Annotated in this window: 14 protein-coding genes; 3 read left to right on the top strand and 11 right to left on the bottom strand. The window is 44.8% G+C overall.

Annotated elements, in window-relative coordinates; all coding sequences use genetic code 11:
• Positions 1 to 96: 96 nt before the first annotated feature.
• Positions 97 to 1104, bottom strand: a complete 1008-nt coding sequence (locus Q1W14_RS01685; RefSeq protein WP_366945714.1) for a FecR domain-containing protein — start codon at positions 1102 to 1104, stop codon at positions 97 to 99.
• A 164-nt stretch (positions 1105 to 1268) separates the two neighbouring features.
• Here Q1W14_RS01685 and Q1W14_RS01680 point away from each other — a divergent pair, with 164 nt between their 5' ends.
• Positions 1269 to 1817: an RNA polymerase sigma-70 factor gene (locus tag Q1W14_RS01680; RefSeq protein WP_300698643.1), complete on the top strand. Its 549-nt coding sequence runs from the start codon at positions 1269 to 1271 to the stop codon at positions 1815 to 1817.
• A 28-nt stretch (positions 1818 to 1845) separates the two neighbouring features.
• Here the strand turns inward: Q1W14_RS01680 and Q1W14_RS01675 are convergent, their stop codons facing one another.
• The 4 genes from Q1W14_RS01675 to Q1W14_RS01660 all read right to left on the bottom strand — a co-directional run bounded on the left by Q1W14_RS01675 (position 1846) and on the right by Q1W14_RS01660 (position 8723).
• Positions 1846 to 4050: a glycoside hydrolase family 3 N-terminal domain-containing protein gene (locus tag Q1W14_RS01675; RefSeq protein WP_300698642.1), complete on the bottom strand. Its 2205-nt coding sequence runs from the start codon at positions 4048 to 4050 to the stop codon at positions 1846 to 1848.
• 17 nt (positions 4051 to 4067) lie between these two features.
• A complete protein-coding gene (locus tag Q1W14_RS01670) occupies positions 4068 to 6527 on the bottom strand; it encodes a glycoside hydrolase family 3 N-terminal domain-containing protein (RefSeq protein ID WP_300698640.1) in 2460 nt (819 codons plus the stop codon).
• A gap of 421 nt (positions 6528 to 6948) precedes the next feature.
• Positions 6949 to 8157, bottom strand: coding sequence for a carboxypeptidase-like regulatory domain-containing protein (locus Q1W14_RS01665; RefSeq protein ID WP_300698638.1), 1209 nt, complete (start codon positions 8155 to 8157; stop codon positions 6949 to 6951).
• Entirely contained in the window at positions 8154 to 8723 is a 570-nt protein-coding gene (locus tag Q1W14_RS01660) for a sigma-70 family RNA polymerase sigma factor (RefSeq protein WP_300698636.1), read from the bottom strand. Before Q1W14_RS01660 ends, Q1W14_RS01665 begins: the two co-directional genes overlap by 4 nt.
• A gap of 156 nt (positions 8724 to 8879) precedes the next feature.
• On the opposite strand from Q1W14_RS01660, the gene Q1W14_RS01655 reads away from it, so the two are divergent.
• The gene (locus Q1W14_RS01655; protein WP_300698633.1) at positions 8880 to 10694 is read left to right on the top strand and encodes a von Willebrand factor type A domain-containing protein; all 1815 of its coding nucleotides are present in this window, start codon (positions 8880 to 8882) and stop codon (positions 10692 to 10694) included.
• Positions 10695 to 10795: 101 nt separating this feature from the next.
• Here Q1W14_RS01655 and Q1W14_RS01650 read toward each other — a convergent pair whose 3' ends face one another.
• Positions 10796 to 13006, bottom strand: a complete 2211-nt coding sequence (locus tag Q1W14_RS01650; RefSeq protein ID WP_300698632.1) for a glycoside hydrolase family 3 N-terminal domain-containing protein — start codon at positions 13004 to 13006, stop codon at positions 10796 to 10798.
• Between the two features lie 94 nt (positions 13007 to 13100).
• Between Q1W14_RS01650 and Q1W14_RS01645 the strand changes: the two genes are divergently transcribed.
• Positions 13101 to 13232: a hypothetical protein gene (locus tag Q1W14_RS01645; protein ID WP_300698629.1), complete on the top strand. Its 132-nt coding sequence runs from the start codon at positions 13101 to 13103 to the stop codon at positions 13230 to 13232.
• Here Q1W14_RS01645 and Q1W14_RS01640 read toward each other — a convergent pair.
• Genes Q1W14_RS01640 through Q1W14_RS01620 form a run of 5 tightly spaced genes read right to left on the bottom strand, consistent with a single transcriptional unit; the run spans position 13225 to position 21839 of the window.
• The gene (locus Q1W14_RS01640; RefSeq protein ID WP_300698626.1) at positions 13225 to 13995 is read right to left on the bottom strand and encodes a hypothetical protein; all 771 of its coding nucleotides are present in this window, start codon (positions 13993 to 13995) and stop codon (positions 13225 to 13227) included. The genes Q1W14_RS01645 and Q1W14_RS01640 overlap by 8 nt on opposite strands.
• 11 nt (positions 13996 to 14006) lie before the next feature.
• Complete coding sequence (locus tag Q1W14_RS01635) at positions 14007 to 16727, bottom strand: sugar-binding domain-containing protein (RefSeq protein WP_300698624.1); 2721 nt, start codon at positions 16725 to 16727, stop codon at positions 14007 to 14009.
• Complete coding sequence (locus Q1W14_RS01630) at positions 16724 to 18520, bottom strand: glycoside hydrolase family 2 TIM barrel-domain containing protein (protein WP_300698621.1); 1797 nt, start codon at positions 18518 to 18520, stop codon at positions 16724 to 16726. Before Q1W14_RS01630 ends, Q1W14_RS01635 begins: the two co-directional genes overlap by 4 nt.
• 23 nt (positions 18521 to 18543) lie before the next feature.
• Positions 18544 to 20535 (bottom strand): glycoside hydrolase family 97 protein, encoded by a 1992-nt coding sequence (locus tag Q1W14_RS01625; RefSeq protein ID WP_300698620.1) that lies wholly within the window; start codon positions 20533 to 20535, stop codon positions 18544 to 18546.
• A gap of 11 nt (positions 20536 to 20546) precedes the next feature.
• Entirely contained in the window at positions 20547 to 21839 is a 1293-nt protein-coding gene (locus Q1W14_RS01620; protein WP_300698618.1) for an acetylxylan esterase, read from the bottom strand.
• Position 21840 lies beyond the last annotated feature (1 nt).

Below are 21840 nucleotides of genomic sequence, written 5' to 3'. Positions count from 1 at the left end.
AACCTCTTGAATAGTTACATCTGTTTTATTGGTTATTAGTAGTCTAAAAATCTCAAATCTCTGTATTTACATAGGCATTTAAAGTTTGTAATTGTTTTATTTTGTATCTGCAAACGAGATGGTTAACTCATTTTCTTCACTAAAGGTATATTTCATAGGTTGGATGCGAGCCATAATGCGCAGGATTTCGTCCAGCGGTTCGTTACGCAACGTAAACGTATAGAAATATTTGTGTGCCAATGTCGGGTCCAAATCAATCTTAACCCGATACCACTTGGAGAGCAATTTACAGATATCTCCCAATGAACGGTTCTTGAAGATCAGTTCGGTGTTGGCCCACGACGATGCAAATTTTACATCATCTTTTTCTACCTTTAGCGTCTGGGTTTTCCGGTTATAAATGGCCGTTTCGCCCGGTTTGAGGAAACGGTTCATGGTCTTGGTTTCCAAAGAGACGGAGCCTTCGACCAAACTAACGAGTGTATTCTCCGAGCCGGGGAATGCATCGACATTGAATTTGGTTCCGTGAACTACGATACGCATGCCGTCTGTTTGTACCACAAAAGGCTTGTCGGCATCGTGTGCCACGTCAAAGTAGGCTTCACCGGTGACGTTTACCATACGCTCGTCTCCATTCATTTGTGAGACGTATTGTAATGCTGTCTCCGTATGCATCCATACTTCGCTACCGTCAGGAAGGAGTACCTTCGACTTGCCCGACAAATTGGTGTACAGTTGTGGTACGGGTTCGGGTTGTCCGTTGAGGAAACCTATATAGAATGAACAACCGATAGCAATAGCTATGCAAGCTGCGGCTACATAGCGGTACATCCGTTTCAGTTCGAAGCGTTTCTTTGCAGGGGCTTCGGCTGGTTTCGGTTGTGCGGCATGCATGCGGTTGACCAGTTCATTCCAGTAAAATTCAGTATTGGGCGTATAGTTATCTACGTTTGCCTGAATCTTCTCCCATAGTTGCTGTAGTTCATGGAATAGCGCTTCGTTGTTACTGTTGCGCAACCAAGTATCCAATTGCCGCTCTTCGTCTGCGGAAATTTCCTGTTTCAGCTTAGGAATGATTAAATTCCAAGGAACACTTTTTTTCATCATCATGATAATATCTTTTTGAGGCCTTCACTTATATGACACATCACTTTGACCTGACCCTTACTCCAATCAATTATTTTTTTTAGAATTTTCTAAGAATGAATAATATTAGTACCTTTGCTGCATAAAATAGCCTTGTCTAATACTATTATACTCTATTAAGTATGTCAGCAACAGACGATATCCTATTGTTACAATTAATCAAGCAAGATGACGAGAAGGCGTTTAAGCACCTCTTCGATACCTATTTTGTTTCACTTTGCCGCTTTATGTTACTCTATGTAAAGGATAAGCAGGAGGTGGAAGAGATTGCTTTGACTATATTCATGAACTTATGGGAGAATCGGGCGACGTTGGAACTGAAGATATCTTTCAAGGCTTATCTTTTTCAGGCGGCACGCAACCGTTGCCTGAATGCGCTGCGCGATGAAAAGATTACTGTCAGTGTAGAAGAATCGGAAGACTGTGCTTATGAGTTGGCTGCTGATACTTCCTTGGAAATGGAAGAACTGAATCATTTGATTGAAGAAGCGGTTTGTGCGTTAGCCGATAAGTGCCAGCAAGTCTATCGTAAGAGTAGGGAAGAGGGCAAGACGAATCAGGAAATTGCGAATGAAATGGATATTTCGGTAAAGACGGTGGAGGCTCAGATTACTAAAGCATTAAAGCATATCAAGAAGTTTTTGGGAGAACAATACACTTATCTTTTCTGAAAAGTGTATTGTTCGGTTGTTCGGTTGCTTATCCTTTGAGGGTAAAAGTGATCTGCTGCAAGTTATTGCTGCTGCCTCCTACCATAAAGATAAAATCTCCCGGTTCCACTTTATAATTCATATCATTATCGTAGAAACCTACTGCTTCATCGGTTATGCTGAAAGTAACGGTTTGACTTTCGCCTGTTTCCAGCTTTATTTTCCGGATACCTTTTAGCTCTTTTATTGGACGTGTCACGGAGGCAGTCTTATCCTGTACATACAGTTGGACGATTTCTTCTCCGGCATATTGCCCTTGGTTGGTTACTTTTACGGAAACCAATGCATGGGTACCGCGTGTTTTCCCCGGCTTTACATCCAAATCCGAATAACCGAAAGTGGTATAGGACAAACCATGACCGAAGTAATAAGCCGGTTCGGTGGAAGAATCAATATAGGATGCTGTATAGGCTTGCTTCAAGCTAGTCGGTCGTCCGGAGCTCTTCTGCTGATAGTGGATAGGAATCTGACCTACATGTGCAGGAAAGGTCATGGGGAGTTTGGCAGAAGGATTATATTTTCCCCAAAGCACATTATAAATAGCATTACCTGCTTCGCTTCCCAACCACCAAGTGCACAATACCGCATCTGCATGCTTCTTTGCCTGATTGAAGATAACAGGGCGACCACACATGACGAGGGCAATCACGGGTTTTCCTGTTTTCTTTAGTTCGGCTACCAGCATTTGTTGCTCTTCGGGAAGAGATATATCTACTTTTGAAGTCTTCTCACCACTTTGATTGGCTTTCTCGCCTATGGCTACAATGATAATATCGGATGCGTTAGCTGCCTGAAGGGCTTCCTGTAAACCGGTCATGCGGTTAGTCTTTAAATCGTAACCGTCGGCATAGTTCACTGCCAGTCCTTGCTGAAGCAATGCGTCGTGCAGGGTTACTATCTTGCTACGGTCTGTTATGGCCGCCCAAGCTCCTGCCATATCGTCACGCGACTTGGTAAGACCACCTATCAGCGCTACTGACTTTACTTGCGGTGTTACAGGAAGTACCGAGCCTTTGTTTTCCAACAATACGATGGAACGCTCCGCCATACGGAGGGAGGCGTTACGAACTTCCGGCGCATTGAGCACACGGGTCGAACGTGCCGGATTACAATAACGGAAAGGATCTTCGAACAGACCGAGTTCATATTTCTTCTCTAAAATGCGTCGTACGGCATTGTTCAGAACGCTTTCTTTAACTTTACCTTCTTGTATCAGTTCTTTGAGATAAGTCAGATAGCAGGTACTAACCATTTCCATGTCGAGGCCCGCATTCAAGGCTTTGGCTGCTGCATCCTTCTTATCGGCTGCATAACGATGATTCACCAGTTCTTCTACTGAATTATAGTCGGAGACTACAAAACCCTTGAAGCCCCACTTTTCGCGGAGCAATTGATTAAGCAGAAAGTCACTGGCGGTGCAAGGGATGTTGTTGAAGTCATTGAATGCACTCATTACCGTTGCCGCTCCTGCTTTTATTGCGGCTTGATAAGTGGGCATGTAGAAATTGGCAAATTGCCCCAATGACATGTCCACACTATTGTACTCTTTTCCTGCTATGGGTGCTCCATATCCGGCGAAATGCTTAACGCAAGCCATGACGGTGGCGGTATCGGCTAGATTATTTCCCTGCAAGCCATGTATACGGGCTTCGGCTACTCGTGAACCATAATAGGGATCTTCGCCCGCACCTTCCATGACACGTCCCCATCGGGCATCCCAAGAGATGTCGACCATCGGAGCGAAAACCCAGTTCAAACCATCGGCCGCACTCTCTAAGGCATTGTAGCGAGCGGCTTCTTCAATCATCTCTAAATCGAAGCTGGCGGCTTCGGCAAGGGGGATGGGGAAGCCGGTACGGTAACCATGTATCACATCCAAACCGAAAATGAGTGGAATGCGGAGGCGGGACTGTAGAGCCAGTTCCTGAAAACGACGTATATCCTTAATACCTATCACGTTCAGCATCGAACCTATCTTCCCTTGTTTTACATATTCTTCTTTCGGAAGATTCGCCCCATCCGGTCCTGTGAAGTTGCCTCGGAAGGTGCACTGAGCCAGTTGGCCTATCTTTTCATCCAAGGTCATCTGCTTCATCAAATTATTGACGAATTTATCTTTGGGCATGATTTGTGCGGAGATATTCATGATTCCGAATGTGCACAAACCAAGCGTGAGTGTTAGCAGTTTCTTCATATTCTATAGCTTTGGGATTATAAACTGAGTGTTGTAGTCAATGGTAATTCGGCAGAAGAGGGGCCTGCCTGTATTTTGAATTCGCCCGGTTCAACTATGAATTGATGTGTGTTGATGTCATAGAACGCGAAGGCTTCTTTCGATAAAGAGATACTTATGCGTTTGCTTTCTCCACGTTTCAAATAAACTTTGTCGTACCCTTTCAATTCTTTCAGTGGACGTGGTACGGACGAATGGAGATCACTAACATAAACTTGCGCTATCTCCGCGGCATCGGTCTTTCCTATATTCTTGATGTCAAAACTTATTGTTATGTTATTGGTTCCAGTCTTTTCGGCAGTGAGATTGCTATATGCAAAGTTGCTATAAGATAGCCCGTAGCCGAAGGGATAGAGCGGTTTCTTGCCTGTGTGGTCATAACCTCTGTAGCCTACGAATATGCCTTCGGTATATTGCACACGTTTATGAGCTACGCTGCGGTTATCGTAGTAGCTGTTGAATGTAGGATTGTCCTCCCATTTCTCCTCAATGCTGATTGGTAATTTCCCGCTCGGTGATACTTTTCCGGTGATGATTTCTGCCAATGCCAACCCTCCTTCTTGACCGGGGTACCATGCCATTAGGATGGATGGAACGTTATTCCCCCAATTGCGGAAGTCTATTCCGCCTCCTGCATTTACTATAACAGTTACGTTGTTGTGCAAGGCTGCAACTTTATTGATAAGATACTCCTGACCGTGCGACAATGCAAACGGACGGTCGAAACCTTCTCCTTCGGTACTGCTGTTGAACCCGGCGCATACTATGACGTTTTGCGCACGCTTCAAGGAGGTGGCAAGTTGGGCTTCATCCATCATCCCTGCACGAAAACTGACCGTAGCTTCGCCTACATTATCGAAAAACTCCATTCTTAGCTTATACACTTCTCCTGCCTTCACTTCCATGAAAGCACTGCGTGTGCTGTAGGAATGATTCCCCCAATCGCCCGTAATGAGCTGGTCATTTACAAACAATCGGTAACCGTCGTCACCTGCCAATTGGAATTTGATGGTCCCGTCTTTTTGAGCCCGATAGGCTCCTGTCCAGCGGGCGGAGAACTGATCGGTGGGCATACCTGCAAATGGTGCACCGTATTTCCAGGCATATTCAATTCCAGGTTCGATACCTGTCCGGAAGATATCTCCTGTCAGGTTGCGAGTGTTGTAATATTCGCTCTTGAATCCCTTTTGGGTAAACTGCTTGTCTGTATAAAACTGGTCGGCGAGGTCTTTATAAAGAAGGCTGTCGGATAATAATTCCACCTGCTTGTCGCCTCGCAACTGGCGCATGCCATCGTATACCGATACTACGGAAAATGGAGTGACAAACCCACTACCTCCTCCGGTAGGAATAATGTCGGCATTGGGACCGAGAATCAGAGTTTTACCTTTCCGGTAGGGCAGGGTTTGGCGTTCATTCTTCAGCAGTACCACTCCTTCTCTTGCTAGTTTGAGGGCTGTTTCTTTGGATTGGAGATTATCTTTGGTAACATTGGAGCTTTCTTTCGGTGAGTCGAAACATCCGAAAGCAATCAATGTCTGAAGCACGTGTTGCACTTTGGCATCAATAGTGGCTTCGGTTACAATGCCATTCTTTATAGCCGGTATCAGTTGTTCCTTGTTCATGAACTTACCGACGGGCATTTCAAGGTCCAGCCCCCCGTTGGCAGCACCTACGGCGGAATAGACTGAAGTCCAGTCGGACATCAGAATACCTTTAAAGCCCCATTGCTTGCGCAGGATGTCGATGTTCATCCAAGGGTTTTCGGTAGCATGTACTCCGTTCACAGGATTGTAACTGTTCATCACGGCACCCACTTGGGCTTCTTCTACAGCCTTGCGGAAGGCGGGGAAGTAGATTTCCTGAAGTGTGCGCTCGTCTACATCCGAACTGGCGTTGTGCCTGCTCCACTCTTGATTGTTTACCGCAAAATGCTTCACGGTGGCCATTACGCCTTCTTCTTGAACACCTTGTATATATTGCTTGCCAATCTCGCTGGTCAGATAAGGGTCTTCGCCAAAGTACTCGTAATTACGACCGCATAAGGGTGACCGATAGATATTAACACCGGGCCCCAGCAGAATGCTTATTCCACGAGCTTTGGCATCTCGTCCAAGCCCATGCCCCAACTCTCGCACTAATTCTCTGTTCCAGGTCGATGCTGAAAGGATTCCACACGGGTACAAGGTACTTTTGGTATTGTTTCGTATGCCTTGCGGACCGTCGGCCAATCTTATTTCGGGGATTCCCAATCGTGGAACCGCCCTGATATAAAAAGACTTGGGACCTGAAATGTAATCGATCTTTTCCTCCAGCGTCATTTGAGAGACCAGCTCCCGGGCACGCTGTTCTGCTTCTTGGGTAATGCAGATTTGTGCTTTAACTATGTTTGGGCATAGTATGAATAGTCCTATTATGATCCATAGTTTGTGTTTCATAGTTGTACTCTGTTTCCGTTTCATGATATTAATTATTTTATTGTGTTTACATAAGTGAGACACATATTCTATAAGCTACTCTTATATCGGAAACACTTTTTTAACACATAAAAACAGAATCTTCTACTCGGCATGGACTGTGAAACTGATTATTTGAATGCAAAACTATGGTGTGGATATTATCTGCCCGGTGATGAAAAACAGGATATTTTGATGCCTGTTTTGTTTAATTTGATTACTTTGGATTCGCCGTTTGTAATATTTTGATTATCAATATGATATAATAAGCCCTATTCAGGTACGGACTGAATAGGGTTAAGTATACGACTGAATCATATTAAGTATACGACTGAATAGGGTTCAGGTATGGACTGATTGATATTTGTCTGTTCGCTGTAAAATATTTTATTAAAAGGGTAGATTAGAATTCAATATCCAACTCTACAGGTAATTTGCCCGGTGTCCACTTCGGACCTTCCTTCACTAATCGGACTGCTTCTTGGTCGATAGATTTACACAAGCCTTTAACTACGGTTATACGTTCGGGATTTCCATCCTTGTCTACATAGAAAGCAAGGGTTACAGTTCCTTTCAAATGCTTACAAGCTTCGTCGGAAGGATGGATTAAACTGTTTTTCAGATATTTCTTATATTCTGATTTGCCAATTATAGGTTCAGGTACCCGATAATCATTGGCTATCGTTCCGGCAGATGCGGAAGTCTCTTTTTTAATCCTTCTCTTTGATCCATAACTTACCACTGCCACTTCCTCAAGTCTTTGCGTGTCTTCTCTCATCGCAATCAGCATGTTATTTCCCGTGTCGGCCGGTAGTACCACAGGTTCGTAACCTATAAATTCTGCCGTTAGTTCGACTGCCTTTTGGGGTGTCTTCAATTCAAACTGCCCCTCTGCATTGGTCAAAGTCGCTAAATCTGTTCCTTTTACGGAGACTACTGCTCCAATGACAGGCTCGTTATGTTCGTCTATCACTTTCCCTTTCACAAGGTTCTCTCCCACTATTGCTAATTGCTTGGAAGCCTTTGCGGGGGATGTCATAATAACAGCAGAGGGCTGTTCAACGTTTGTGGTAACTTCGGCTGTTTCTTTATCGGATACCACTTCTTCTATATCCTCCAAAAACAATTCATCTATTTCTTCTGCTGCGGCAGGTGCTTGTTGCACATGTTTGTTCTGTGCCAATACATCAGAAGGGGTCTTCTTTATTTCTGCCGTAACGGTTTGGGATGGTTCGGAAACGTCCCGGATACCGGTTGTATCTCCATTCCTTACCGAATCCTTTTCGGTTGGGATTACTGCAAGTACTTCTTCTTCAAAAAGCAGGGGGGGCATCACCTCTTCGCTTTTCATAAACAGGAAATAACTACTGATACCTACTCCTAATGCCAGGCATGCCGCTACACTCCAACTTACTGCCCTGCGGAATCTCACTTTTGAAGTCCGTGCCGATACCTGACGGTGCAGCTGTTCCAGTCGACGCTCATGATCCCCTTCCACTTGCTGGTATCCATCTAATGCGTCGGCAAGGAAAGGATCTTGCATCGACTCTTTTTCGAGCCGATGTGCTTCTTTTCCTTTGCGGAGTCCTTTTATGTAATCCGATAGTTTCATGGGGTTTGCTTCTTGATACAGTTCTTTAAATTTCGCTTTCCATTCTGGATAAAGCTTTTCACATTATTCAGAGAAAATCCGGTTTGTCCGGCCACGTCGGCATACGACATTTCTTCCAGGAAGAAACAGGTAATGCTGACTCGTTGGTCTTCGGGCAACTTCTCTAGACAACGATGCAACGCCTCAAGTTGTTCTTCCGTACTTTCCTCTTCACATAAGAGATGCAAAAAATCGTCAGATTCCATAATATTCACGGTATAATCCAACGGAATTTCTTTGTTATCTTTCCGCAACAGTTGCAAGCAATGGTTCTTTGCCACCCGGTAGAGCCAGGGCTTGAAAGCCGTGATCTCATAATTGGCCAGTTTGGGCATCAGGTCTTCAAACATCTGCATGACCGCATCCTGGGCACGATCTTCGTCCTGTAGATATTTCAGGCAAAGCCCATACAGTAACGATATATATCGGTTATATAATTCCCCGAAATATTCCGTGTCTCCGGATTTTGTGTAGTGTGCCAACAACTCTTCATCCGAAAGCTTCGATATGTTCTTTCTGAAAAACAAGTACGATACTTTTGCCCCCAAAGATAGGAACACTCCTTGTAAAGAGCAACTCTGAAAAGAAAAATAAAAAATATTCGTGTGCATTTATGGAATCCGGAAGAAAACCGCATCTCTATAGTAAAAGTAGAATTTACATCACATTTAAAACTTATAGTTATGAAAACAATTCAATTCAGAGTGACAGTGCTTGCCACAGCACTTATCTTTATCGTATTAACCGCTGTATGGGCACAAGTATCCAAAGTGAGTGGAGTAGTAATGGACGCATCGGACGGTACGGTTCTCGTTGGATGCTCGGTACAGGTAGAAGGAACTTCACGCGGCACTATAACAGATGATAAAGGGCGTTATTCTATTGAGGTTCGCAAGGGAGAGACTTTAGTATTCCAGTTTGTAGGTTACCTCTCCGTGACGCAAGTCGTGAAATCGTCCGTAATGAATGTAAAACTTCAACCCGATATGCTTGTTTTTGAAGAAGAATGCGTTGTTGTGGGGTATGGAAGTGCTGTAGCCAACTCTAAACAAATGCTTGCCTGCATTTCCTATCGAGACGTGAACACCGAAGAATACAAATCCATTCAGGAAAACGGCTTCAAGCAAGTGAAGAAGAATCCACTCTCCACCTTTTCTATTGATGTGGACGCAGCCTCTTACAGCAACATGCGCCGTTACCTCAACCAAGGCGAATTGCCTCCCGCCGATGCTATCCGTACGGAAGAACTTGTGAATTACTTTACTTACAACTACCTGCAACCCACCAACGGTGACCCGGTGAAGATTACCACCGAAGTAGGTAACTGCCCTTGGGAAGCAGCACACCGCCTGGTACGCATCGGACTGAAAGCACGGGAAATTCCTTCCGATCATCTGCCTGCCTCCAACCTGGTATTCCTGATTGATGTTTCCGGTTCCATGTATGGACCTACCCGACTGGATTTAGTTATTTCGTCTTTGAAACTTCTCGTCGATAATCTTCGTGAGAAAGACCGTGTAGCTATTGTTACTTATTCGGGAAATGCAGGTTTAGCATTGCCGTCTACGCAAGGTAACGACAAACAGAAGATTAAAGAAGCCCTCGAAGATTTGTCTGCCGGAGGCTCTACCGCCGGAGGTGAAGGTATTCAGCTTGCATATGAGATTGCCCGTCAAAACTTTATGCCGAACGGTAATAACCGCATTATCCTGTGTACCGACGGCGATTTTAATGTCGGTGTCTCTTCCGAAGAAGGTCTGCAAAAACTCATTGAAAAAGAACGCAAATCGGGAGTATTCCTTACCGTACTTGCCTACGGAATGGGCAACTACAAAGATAACCTTGTGCAGACATTAGCCGAAAAAGGAAATGGTAACCATGCTTACATCGACAACTTACAGGAAGCCAACCGCGTATTAGTCAATGAATTCGGAGCAACCATGCATACCGTTGCCAAGGACGTGAAGCTTCAAGTAGAGTTCAATCCCTCACAAGTTCAAGCCTATCGCTTGATTGGTTACGAGAGCCGCCTACTCGAAGATGAAGACTTTAACAATGACGCCAAGGACGCCGGAGAGATGGGAGCAGGACATACTGTGACCGCTTTCTACGAAGTAATCCCTACAGGTGCGAAGTCCAATTATGCAGGGAAGGTGGATGACTTGAAATATCAGAAGACCCAAGAAACCGCATCAACTCCTTCCGGATCAAAAGAATTGTTGACCGTGAAGCTTCGCTATAAAGCTCCCGATGGAGACGTCAGCAAAAAGATTGAATTACCTTTGATGGATTCGAAGAATGACAACGTATCTCCTGACTTCCGCTTTGCCTCAGCAGTAGCCATGTTCGGGCAGTTGCTTCGGGATTCGGAATATAAAGGAAACGCAAGTTATGATAAGGTAATCGGTCTTGCAAAACAAGGATTGGATAATGATGAGAAGGGATATAGAAGAGAGTTTATACGGTTGGTAGAATCAGCAAAAGGACTGGCAAAATAATATATACCCCTCGGTCCCCTAAAAGAGAAGGTGGATACTCTGCTTATAATCGAGAGTATCCACCTTCTTTTTTAGTGAACTGAGGGGTTTTGATTATTGTCTTAATCCTCCACAGTGAACTTCACTTTTTTATCTTTCACTGTTACAAAGTATTCGCCATTCTCAAGAAAGCGCTTGCCGTCGGAATCTACGAAACTAAGGTCACGCATTGGATCAATTTCAAAACGGAAGACGTATGTGTCGCCGGCTTTGATTAACTGTTTCTCGAAATGTTTTAGCTCCTTCACCGGACGAGTGATGGTACAGAATGGATCGGATATGAACCAGTGAACCACTTCCGCTCCATCTCGTTTGCCTGCATTGGTTACAGGAACTTCAACTACAATCTTTTCATTACGCTTAATCGTTTCTTTTCCCAGTTTAATATCGCCATAATTGAAAGTAGTATAACTCAACCCATGACCGAATTCATAAAGCGGAGTAGAAGGAATATCCTGATACTTTCCACTATTAGGACGTGCACTCTTACGTTGGTTATAATAAACCGGTATTTGTCCCGTGGAACGTGGGAAAGTGATAGACAGCTTGCCTGAAGGATTTACTCTGCCCGACAATACACCTGCCAATGGCTTACCACCCGGTACGCCCGGTTGCCACATCTCTACAATAGCATCACAAAGAGGCTCTACTTTAGACAATCCTAACGGACGACCGTTAGCCAGTACAAGTACCATCGGCTTGCCTGCTTTCTTCATTTCAGCAATGAATTGTTCTTGGATAGCAGGTAGCTCTATGATAGAACGGGAAGCGTTTTCGCCACTCCAACTTTTCTTCTCACCCATACACAGAAGGATAATATCAGCTTTCTGGGTGGCAGATAATGCTTCGTTGAATTTAGCAGTATCATTGCCATCGAAGTCGCAACCATCTGCATAGATGAAGTTTACTTTGCCTGCAAACTCAGCATTCAATGCTTCGTTGATAGGAAGTACATTCTCTGCATGTCCATGACCGAACCAAGAACCTAATAGTTCAGGACGATTCTTTGCTAATGGTCCTACAACGGCGATAGTAGGTTTCTTGGTGGTATTCAGAGGCAAAACATTATTTTCGTTCTTTAATAGAACGATGGTTTCTTCCGCCAGTTTTTCGGCAGTTGCCAGACTTTGGGGCAGGAGGAAACGTTCTTTCTCTGTGGTTACAGGAGTATAAGGATTATCGAACAATCCTAAACGGAATTTGAGACGTAATACACGCTTCACGGCATCATCTACTTGTGCCATACTGATCTTGCCTTCTTTCACCAGTTCCGCCATGTATTTATCATAGCAATGTCCCATCATGTCCATTTCAAGTCCCGCATTGAAAGCCAGTCGTGCAGCTTCCTTGCGATTAGCGGCATGACCTTGCTCTATGAGTTGCGGCACGGCAGACCAGTCGGAAACAATGAAACCATCGTGTTTCCAACGGTTCTTCAATATCTCCGTCATAATATAGTGATTGGCACTGCCGGGCGTACCGCTGATGTCGTTGAAGGAACTCATCAACGTAGCTGCACCGGCTTTAACGCCAGCTTCGTAGGGTGGGAGGTAGGTATCCCAAAGAGACTGATTGGAGATCTCGGTATAAACATAATCACGTCCGGCTTCAGAGGCTCCGTAGCCGATGTAGTGCTTCAGGCAAGCGGCTACTTGTTTGCCATCTGCCAAGTTTTTACCTTGATAACCCCTAACGGAGGCGGCAGAGAATGCGGCATTGGTATAAGGGTCTTCGCCATATCCTTCGGCTACACGTCCCCAACGACCGTCTCTGGCGACGTCAATCATTGGAGAAAATGTCCAATCCACACCCGACATACGTGATTCCTGAGCAGCTACGGCACATGCATCTTCTACTAATGCGGGATTCCACGAACAGGCTTGTCCCAAAGAAATAGGATATACGGTGCGGAAACCGTGGATAACGTCATAGCCGAAGATAATAGGTATACCAAGACGCGATTCCTCCATTGCTTTCTTTTGGGCAGCATTGCGTAACTCAGGATCTTCGTCGAAGTAGATAACAGAGCCTAGAGTGGCAGGGAGATTCTTAACTTCTTCGCCAAGATTGTTGGCATTGTTGTTGCGTCCCAAGGTGTATTGGTTTAGTTGAGATACTTTCTCTTCAAGGGTCATTTTGCTGACTAAGTCATTTACCCTGTTTTCAATGGGAGCTTTGGCATCCTTGTAGATGGGCTGGTTCTTGTCGGCAGCAGTTGCTCCAGTCAGCCAACCACTTAAAAGGAGGCAACTCATTAGTGTGAGGTTCTTCATGATATGATATATTTATTATGTATATATACTAGACACGTATCTACTGCTTAACTCCTATAGCGGGAGTGCTTTTTTAAGAAATAACAACAGATGAATGCCATCTCTTGCCATCGTATTGGCAGGTCCTTGCCATCGTATTGGCAAAGGTTTGCCACTGCGATGGCAAGACTTTGCCAATATGTTGGCAAAAACTGCTAATTATAACGAAGCAGTCAGAGTTATTTGAAGCAAGCTTTATCCGTCAGCGACATAAGAGTTTGTGTGTTGTTTTTCAGTTCGAACACTACAATGGAGTTCTCTCCTTTTCTTAGCACACCGGTTGGTATGGCTAAGGTAGTTTCAGAGTTCTCTTCCCAATAGGCACCGATATACTGCCCATTGATCCAGGCTTCACCCATGCCCCAACCTGATATGTTGAGATAAGTCTCCCGCGCTGCGTCATCCACCATCACTTTGCCTTTATGGAAGCAGGGAGTAAGGGAGGTTCCTTCTGCAAATGTCAGATTATCCACTTCACACTCTTTTATAAGTAAAGGAGTCATCTTCCAGCCAGTCAGTTCGGTATCTCCTAAGGTGATGCTGCCGTAAATCCCTTTTGAGTTATCAAGTATTTCCGGACCATAAGTGATACGACCGATATTCTCGGCATAGATACTTAGTTTATGCGTACCCGGCGATAGTTGGGTTTCCATGCTTTTCTTGTTATCTTTCAGATAGCCTTGCAACTTACCATTCACATATACTGTAGCATAGTCTCTCACATTCTCCAAAGTCAATGTGGGATTATCTTCTCCCACATTGACGGTTGTTTCATAAAGAGCATAACCGAAGTCCATGTCCAAGTCGTTCATCGGAAGCGGACTTTCATCTTCGACGCTCTCACCATAAACTTGTTCCAAAGAGGCTATCTGTGACATGTTTATATCTTGAGAGGCTGCCGTGCCGGCAAATACCCATACCCAAAGCAGGAACAAAGATGTTCTTATCATATTCTTCTCCTTTATTTGTTTAAGAATGATTCGATGTAAGATTCATCAACGGCTATCTGCGGATTGAATTTGTCGCTCTTCACGTAGATGTCAATACTTTCCAGTAACTGCTGCGTGGCGGGACGCTCTTTTATATTCTTCTGAGTATCTACAGCCAGTACCAGCAAACTACCTTTGTTTACCTTTGCTTCGAACCCGATGCCGAGCTTCTCGTTATTGTCGTAACGGTCTATCACTTGGATGAAAGGGCGGAGTGCTGCCGGAGCATCTTTCATCTCAATCACTTTGGCATTCTCCAGAATATCCCACCACTGCCAATCGGTATGATAAGACGTGATGAAATGATCGAATACGGGCAGTTCGTCGTGTATCAGGCAACCAATGGTCATAGGTGCCCACTTGAACATGATAGGATTCCAGAAGTGATTATGGAAAACAGACTTACGACCTTTTACTTTAGAAGGTTTGGGACAGAGCACTACCTTCTTTCCATCGGCAAGATACTGTTTCGCTTTCTCGTCGAAGACATTAGTATAAAGTACTTTATCCGTAGATTGCATTTGGTTGTTAGGACGAGGATATACCCAAATATCCCAACTATTCTGAACGTGAGCAACCGAAAGATGCACCGTCAGCTTCTGCGGCTCGATAATGCCGTTTAGGACATAATTGAAACTATCCAAAGGAAATACTCCATCCTTGCCGATGGTGCGGGACTTCATTTTTCCACTTTTCAATATCTTGCCTTCGCTATTGGTAATGCTCCAATTGATTTTAGCATTCTTCAATGCAGAAGGACCGTAGTTGTAAACTTCAGCTTTTGCTTTGAATACCTCGTCATTGTAGAGCGCACGTTTGTCAAAGCGAACCAACGCAACTGTGGGAGCACAGAACTCACGCCATTTCTCGGAAGTGATTAAGCCTTTACTATTCCAAAACGGATCGAGAATACCTACCGGAGCATATCCCTGACCTGTAAAGTCGTTTAGCGAGAGTAACTGGAAACCTGCTTTCAGGTAGGTACGCAACTGTGCCTCAATCACATCTTTATATTCAATAGCAGTCAAAGCACCGGATGCACGGAAGAAGTCATTTGCTTGATCGAGCATGTGATTCTTATCCAACAACTCACGGAACACTTCGAAGTTACGTGCTTGTACCGGACCGGTGAAGTTCTTTATCTCTTCAAAATTAGGATAAACACAACGCTGGCCTGATTCGTGCGATATAATAGGCAGACCTACCCCCAGCTCTTTATTCTTATCCCAGTTGGTGTAAGGGCGACCTTCGTAGATAGCCATGTGTCCTTTAGTCGTCTGGTGAGTGATATAGAATTGGTCTGATTTTACACGTGTACGTGCGGTTGAACCACTGAACAAGCGGCGGTTATCCAGTTGCCGGGCAGTGGCGGTCAGCTCTTCGATGAAGTTGAAATCACCGGTAATCTCGTTGCCATTGCAATAAAGAATAAAGGAAGGATGATTGCCGTATTCTTTCAAGATAGCTCGTAACTCGCGACGAAAGAAGTTCCAACGCTTTTCATCAGGTTGTGCGTCTTTGCCCCACATCGGCATTTCTACTTCCAGATATACACCCAACTTATCCGCCATACGGAAAGCTGCCGCAGGCGGACACCAGGAATGGAAGCGCATGTGGTTCATGCCGTATTCTTTCAAGATACGAAGAACACGTTCCCAAGATGCATCATCTACGGGAGCATATCCTGTCTTTGGGAAAACGGCATTCTCTACCGTTCCACGCAAATGGATGGGTTGACCATTGATGAGGATGTGATCTTCGCTTTCGCCCACTTCACGCATACCGAAAGTCGTACTCTTTTCGTGGATATACGATTGCTTTGCACTCGGTGTAGTCAGTTTGCACTCCAGCGTGTAGATGTTAGGCTCAAACTCATTCCATAAGCGGATGTCTTTACCTAAGGCTATTACTTCCTCCATATAAGCGATAGAGTCGTTGGTATTGAATGGAACTTCTTTTTGCAACTCATATTTCTCTCCTTTGATGCGGAAAGTAAGATTACTTTTTACTGTATTCTCGGTACAGTTGCGAATCGCCATTTTTACCTTGATACTCTTATTCTTAACATCAGGATAAACCTGAATGTCGTCCATATAAACCGGATCGACGGCTACCAGCTTGATTTCTCCGAGTACACCGTTCCAGTTGATCTGTGTAAATTCAGAATGGGCGTGATCCCACTTATGGGTATCATATTGGTAGCGGTTATCGATACAGAATGTTATCAACTCCTTCTTGCCCGGATGCAGCCATTGGGTAAGCTCGTGGTTATGAGGAACGCTGATATAATCTATCTTGCTGACTTCATCTTTACCCACGTAGACTGAACTAAGCCAGTGCGTGCGTTCGAAATAAAGAAATATACGTTTTCCTTTCCAATCGGCCGGAATCTCTATTTCACGTTGATACCAAGCCGGACCCATGTATTCGTACACACGTGTCAGACGGTCCAGGTGTCGATAAGGAGATTTATAGCCTATCTTGTAATCGTCCGTAATGCCCGGTAGCACGATACTTTCTTGCAAGCGATGGCAATAGCGGACATCGAGCGAACCTCTCCGGAAGTCCATCACGTCCGTTTGAAAAGCCCATTCGCCGGACAAATCCATTTCGTTCTTTGTTTGGGCATACCCGCTCCACGCCGTAGTGGCGAAGAGGAGGGCAGCCATCCAGTATTTCAATGTCTGTTTCATTTTCCTGCTTTCTTTTCGTTATAGTAATCACGCATGATGTACCATGCTTTCTTGCGTTGTCCCTGGTCGGAAACCAATCCTTTACGGTTCCACTCGCCTCCTTGATAAGGGTGGAAACGGAAGGGCGAACGGAAGTCGAAGAGAATCCAGGGAGAGGTGCCACGCAGATTGGGGATGTGCTTGAACATTTCCAGATTATCTAAGTAGAGTTGTGCCTGGTAGTCCTCACTCCATGAACTTTTTACTTCGGCATCGCCGTGCTTGCCATAAAGCGCTTCGCCACCAAACTCAGAAATGAAGAGGGGCTTGCCGGGTGCTACATTCCAGATAGCTTTATCCGGTGTGAGCGGCCAATCGTGATACCAGCCCATGTATTTATTAATAGCCACCATGTCGAGAATGCTGATAATAGAATCATTCATCTCGAAGTTCTGACTTTCACGGTTGAAACGTACCAAGTCGAATGCTGCTGTAATCAGGCGGGTAGAGTCGATGTCGAGGCAACATTGCTTCATGTGTTTCAGGAACTCATTACGTGGAGCGGAAGTGGCTGTTTCGTTGGCAATTCCCCAGAAGGCAACGGAGCAACGGTTCTTGTCGCGCATGACCATCTCCTTAATCATTCGACCTGCTTTCTCGCGGGTAGCGTCGTTCTTGAAATCAATACCTTGCCAAATGGGGATTTCTTCCCACAAAAGGAAGCCCATTTTCTCTGCCAAACGCACGGTATATTCGTTCTGCGGATAGTGTGCCAAACGAATCATATTGGCACCTAAGTCTTTGGCTTCGGACAACAACATGGTAGCATCGGCTTCGGAGAAAGCACGTCCACGACGTTGAGGAATCTCTTCGTGGAAGCTTACGCTACGCAGGAAGATGGGTTGGTCGTTGAGGTAGATATCTTCGCCTTTCACATAAAGGTTGCGGAAACCGATCTTCTCGGTGATACGGTCGTTGTTCGAGGTGATAGTTACATCGTACAGTTTCGGGGCATCGGGTGACCAACGTTGCAACTTCTTTACTTTGATGGTTGCTTGGGCAGTTCCATTAGCATCGGTGGTCAGTGTTTGCTGAATACCTAGTTCGGGGATGGATAGTTGTACGCTCATGCCCGGCTTGGCTTCTGACATAGATACTTTGGCACGAATCAAGTTGGACTGAGTTTTATCTAACTGGATGAAGTGGTCTTTGATATATGTCTGCGGAACGCTTACCAGCATGACGTCACGGGTGATGCCACCATAATTCCACCAGTCGAAAGACATGGCGGGGATAGCGTCTGTGGTGCGGGTATTGTTCACTTCTACAGTCAGGAAGTTATCTTTCTCTTTGACTATATCGGTAATTTCCACCTGGAAAGGAGTGAAACCTCCTTCATGGCTGGTGATTTCTTCTCCATTCAGATATACACGGCTACGGTAGCTTACTGCTCCAAAGTAAAGAAACAACCGTTTACCATTTGCTTGGGGAGCGTCGAAATGACGTCCGTACCATACGGTGCCTTCATAGAACTTCAATTCGGGCATCTGTGAGTTGAAGTCCGAAGGGACATTCAGCGTTAATCCACCATCGAAAGAATATTCGTAGAACTGTTTGTTGTCCTGTGGCTTTCTGTTCTTGTAGACTTGCATCTTACGCCCTTGATCGTAGAGGTCGACGATGGCACCCCATTTACCGTTCAGTAACTGAAAGTCACGCCCATAAACATTGGACAATAATTCTTGTGCTTGCATTTTGCTGCCCAGTGCAGATGCTATGAGCAGGCAAATCAGGAGTAGTTTTCTTCTTTTCATAAATATATGTATATCGGTTTATGTTATCTTTTAGATATTTTCAAGGCGCATCCTCCACCTTGTGCCATGTTGATGGTCAGCTTGCGGGAAGCGGGGATGTCAATGACTGTCTTCTTATAGTCAGTAGCCAGGCGATTGGCGTTGATACCGTCACTGTATATTTCAGCTTTCCATTCACCTGCACCCAGGAAAGAAAGGTCGAGCTCCAGTGTGCGTGCATCCCAATTAGTGAGAGAACCTACATACCATACGCCTTCTTTCTGACGAGCCATCGTGATGTATTTTCCTATTTCACCATTCATAGCTACCGTTTGATCCCAAACAGTAGGGATGGTTGCGATAAAGTCGGTGCATTCCTCTTCACGGTCGTAATTCGTGGGACTATCGCACAGCATGTTCAAAGGAGATTCAAATACTACATATTCCGCTAACTGGCGGCAACGGGTTCCTTGGCTCATAGGAGCATCATTGCAAGCGGCGTAGCAACGCTTGGTGGCATTCCGCATAGCGCCTTGGGTATAATCTATCGGACCTGCCAACATACGGATGAACGGCATAGTCACGTCGTAGGTCACCTGATCTGTACGAATATCGCTCCATTTCATCTGTTCCAATCCGTGAACGGCTTCGTAGTTAATTACATTCGGGTAGGTTCTGTTGAGGCCTGTAGGCTTGTAGGTACCGTGGAAATCTACCAATAACTTATATTTAGCGGCAATCTCGGCAGCCTGATAATGAAAATCTACCATCTCTTGGTCGTCGCGATCCATAAAGTCGATCTTGAAACCTTTGATACCTAACTCGGAATAATGCTTGCATACCCGCTCTATGTCTCGCGCAAAAGCATAGTAACCTGCCCAAAGAATCAGGTCTACATTCTTTTGCTTGGCGTATGCCACTAACTTCTTCAAATCAATCTCAGGAACTACCTGAAAGAGGTCGGCTTGCAAGTTGACTGCCCAACCTTCGTCCAGAATAACATATTCAATGCCATGACGGGAAGCGAAATCAATGTAATGCATGTAAGTTTCATTATTCACTCCCGCTTTAAAGTCTACATTCTGTATTCCCCAATGGTTCCACCATTCCCAGGCAACCTTGCCCGGACGAATCCAGGAGATGTCTTTGATACGTGAAGGAGTAGCCAGTTTATAGACCATGTCGTTATCCGCCAGTTCTTTGTCATTGCGTGCCACTACGATGATACGCCAAGGTAGTTTTGCTTTCGGTTGGCAGGAGGCAATATAGTCTTCGCGCTCCTTGACTAAAATCTGTAACTCATTATGTCCACCTTGCTTCTTCTCTTTAGGGAAAGGTGCTAGCACTGAGGTGAGCGAATTCTTTCCATCCCGGTTGATAAGGAACATACCCGGATAGTTTTCTACATCCGACTCGGCAATGCAAAGCTTACGACCGTTGTCTTGCTCTATCACTATCGGAGTGAACATCAGTCGTTGAGGATTCAACCCGGATAGCGCAACATGGGTATAAGTATTCTCAAAAGAATTGGAGAACTGAGTTTCGATAGGTTGTTTGCCATCTTTTACGTATGGAACGAATGTTTTATAATCTTTCTCAAAGTTGAAAGCAGTTTCTTCATTCGTCACCTTAAAGGGTTTGCTACCGTTGGAAACAAAACGATAAGCCATTCCTTCGTCATACATTCTGAAGATGAGGCTGAAACGCTCACGGAAATTCAGTGTCATCTCATTATAAATGTCCTTTATTTCACTACGCTTGTAGAAAGGCGATGGAATCACTTCATTGCCCTTACGATTGCTGACATTCTTTAAACGTGAACCACTTCCCCAGGTCGTACCATCTGCCAATTGAACAGAAATAGGAGAGGGAGCTACTAAAGTCTGATTGCCTTCAGTTAGTGAATAAGTAATTTGATTATCTATCCGTACCGTTACCGTCAGCTTACCGTCCGGTGAATCCAGGCGATATTCTTTCTGAGCAAACAAGTTCGGGATAGCACATAGCAGTGCTGTGATTAGAAATAGTGTTTTCATGATGCTTGTTATTATTTGTTTTGATTGAAAAAAGTAGTTACCCATTGCCAAGCAGCTGCCCACTGCTCTGGATATGCATAGTGTGCTGTTTCTTCTGATATTAGCAGTTGTTTGGGAGCTTGAATAGCATTGTAGGTCGAATATGTCGTAGTAGGAGGGCATACCATGTCGTTATAACCAAAAGTGTAGAATCCGGGAACTTTCAGTTGGCGGGCAAAGTTTACTGCATCATAGTAGCGTGCAGTGTTTTCCTTTTCTGCCGTCTGATTCTCTTTCTTATTGAACATGTGTGGCCATCCTCCGGCACGACCATACATATAACCCGCCATGTCGCTAAGAGCAGGGTAGAATGCAACTAACCCTTTGACGCGGTTATCAAGTCCTGCTGTTACAATGGATAATCCTCCACCTTGACTTCCACCAAAACTTATCAAGTTCTTACCATCAAATTGTGGAAGAGAAAATAGAAAGTCAATGGCACGTACGCAGCCCAGATAAACCCGTTTATAATAGTATTTATCCCGATTGTCTAAATTGAATGTATGATATTCCTTCAATGCCCCCATATAGAGGTTTGTATAGATCGACCCCTGCATGTTGACCGGTATACCATGAATTCCTATTTCGAGGATAATCATGCCATTGGCGGCATGTTCCACATCCCCCGTATATGAACGAATGCCCGCACCCGGCAGTTTCAGAACAGCAGGATACTTCCCTTCTGCCTTGGGCATTGTTAGCATACCATATATACGACTATAAGATTCGTAGCTTTGGATATTTACATGATAAACATTCACCTTCTCTGTGCAACGATCGGGCACAAGCGTCATCTGTATATCCATCGGCACTTTGGTTGCTTTAGACTTGGCTGTTTCCCAAAAGTCCACGAAGTCTTCGGGTAGAGAAGTAGCAGGCTCCAGTTTCTCAGGATTGAAGCCTACGGTAGATGCACCACGATATTCATTCCCTTTATATTTCACGTAAGCTTGACAACGTAGAAAACCCGGGCTTTTCATAGTTCCCGCATCCAGTGTCGTCATGCCCTCTTTGGCTTGTAAGGTGCCTTCTTTGTGAGGCTTCATCATATCTTCTGAAATACTATATCGAATCTCAGCACCGGTAAGAGGAACATTGTTCTTTAATACCGTAATGTCAAACTTAACTTTCTCTCCCGGATTATATAACCAGTTTGCATGATTGGGGCTGACTTGTATTCGGATTATCCGTTCCGCCGGCTGTCCAAAGAGCCAGGAAGCCAGCATACAAAATACTGCCAAGTGAATTATTCGTATTGTTTTCATA

It is taken from the genome of Bacteroides sp., assembly GCF_030151085.1.
Classification (GTDB): domain Bacteria; phylum Bacteroidota; class Bacteroidia; order Bacteroidales; family Bacteroidaceae; genus Bacteroides.
The sequence above is the reverse complement of the archived record's forward strand: the minus strand, read 5'-3'. Positions and strand labels throughout refer to the sequence as shown.

Excerpts from the sequence above, each read along its gene's own strand:
- Q1W14_RS01685 (WP_366945714.1), bottom strand. The coding sequence starts at position 1,104 with ATGAAAAAAAGTGTTCCTTGGAATTTAATCATTCCTAAGCTGAAACAG.
- Q1W14_RS01680 (WP_300698643.1), top strand. The coding sequence starts at position 1,269 with ATGTCAGCAACAGACGATATCCTATTGTTACAATTAATCAAGCAAGAT.
- Q1W14_RS01675 (WP_300698642.1), bottom strand. The coding sequence starts at position 4,050 with ATGAAGAAACTGCTAACACTCACGCTTGGTTTGTGCACATTCGGAATC.
- Q1W14_RS01670 (WP_300698640.1), bottom strand. The coding sequence starts at position 6,527 with ATGAAACACAAACTATGGATCATAATAGGACTATTCATACTATGCCCA.
- Q1W14_RS01665 (WP_300698638.1), bottom strand. The coding sequence starts at position 8,157 with ATGAAACTATCGGATTACATAAAAGGACTCCGCAAAGGAAAAGAAGCA.
- Q1W14_RS01655 (WP_300698633.1), top strand. The coding sequence starts at position 8,880 with ATGAAAACAATTCAATTCAGAGTGACAGTGCTTGCCACAGCACTTATC.
- Q1W14_RS01650 (WP_300698632.1), bottom strand. The coding sequence starts at position 13,006 with ATGAAGAACCTCACACTAATGAGTTGCCTCCTTTTAAGTGGTTGGCTG.
- Q1W14_RS01645 (WP_300698629.1), top strand. The coding sequence starts at position 13,101 with ATGCCATCTCTTGCCATCGTATTGGCAGGTCCTTGCCATCGTATTGGC.
- Q1W14_RS01640 (WP_300698626.1), bottom strand. The coding sequence starts at position 13,995 with ATGATAAGAACATCTTTGTTCCTGCTTTGGGTATGGGTATTTGCCGGC.
- Q1W14_RS01635 (WP_300698624.1), bottom strand. The coding sequence starts at position 16,727 with ATGAAACAGACATTGAAATACTGGATGGCTGCCCTCCTCTTCGCCACT.
- Q1W14_RS01630 (WP_300698621.1), bottom strand. The coding sequence starts at position 18,520 with ATGAAAAGAAGAAAACTACTCCTGATTTGCCTGCTCATAGCATCTGCA.
- Q1W14_RS01625 (WP_300698620.1), bottom strand. The coding sequence starts at position 20,535 with ATGAAAACACTATTTCTAATCACAGCACTGCTATGTGCTATCCCGAAC.
- Q1W14_RS01620 (WP_300698618.1), bottom strand. The coding sequence starts at position 21,839 with ATGAAAACAATACGAATAATTCACTTGGCAGTATTTTGTATGCTGGCT.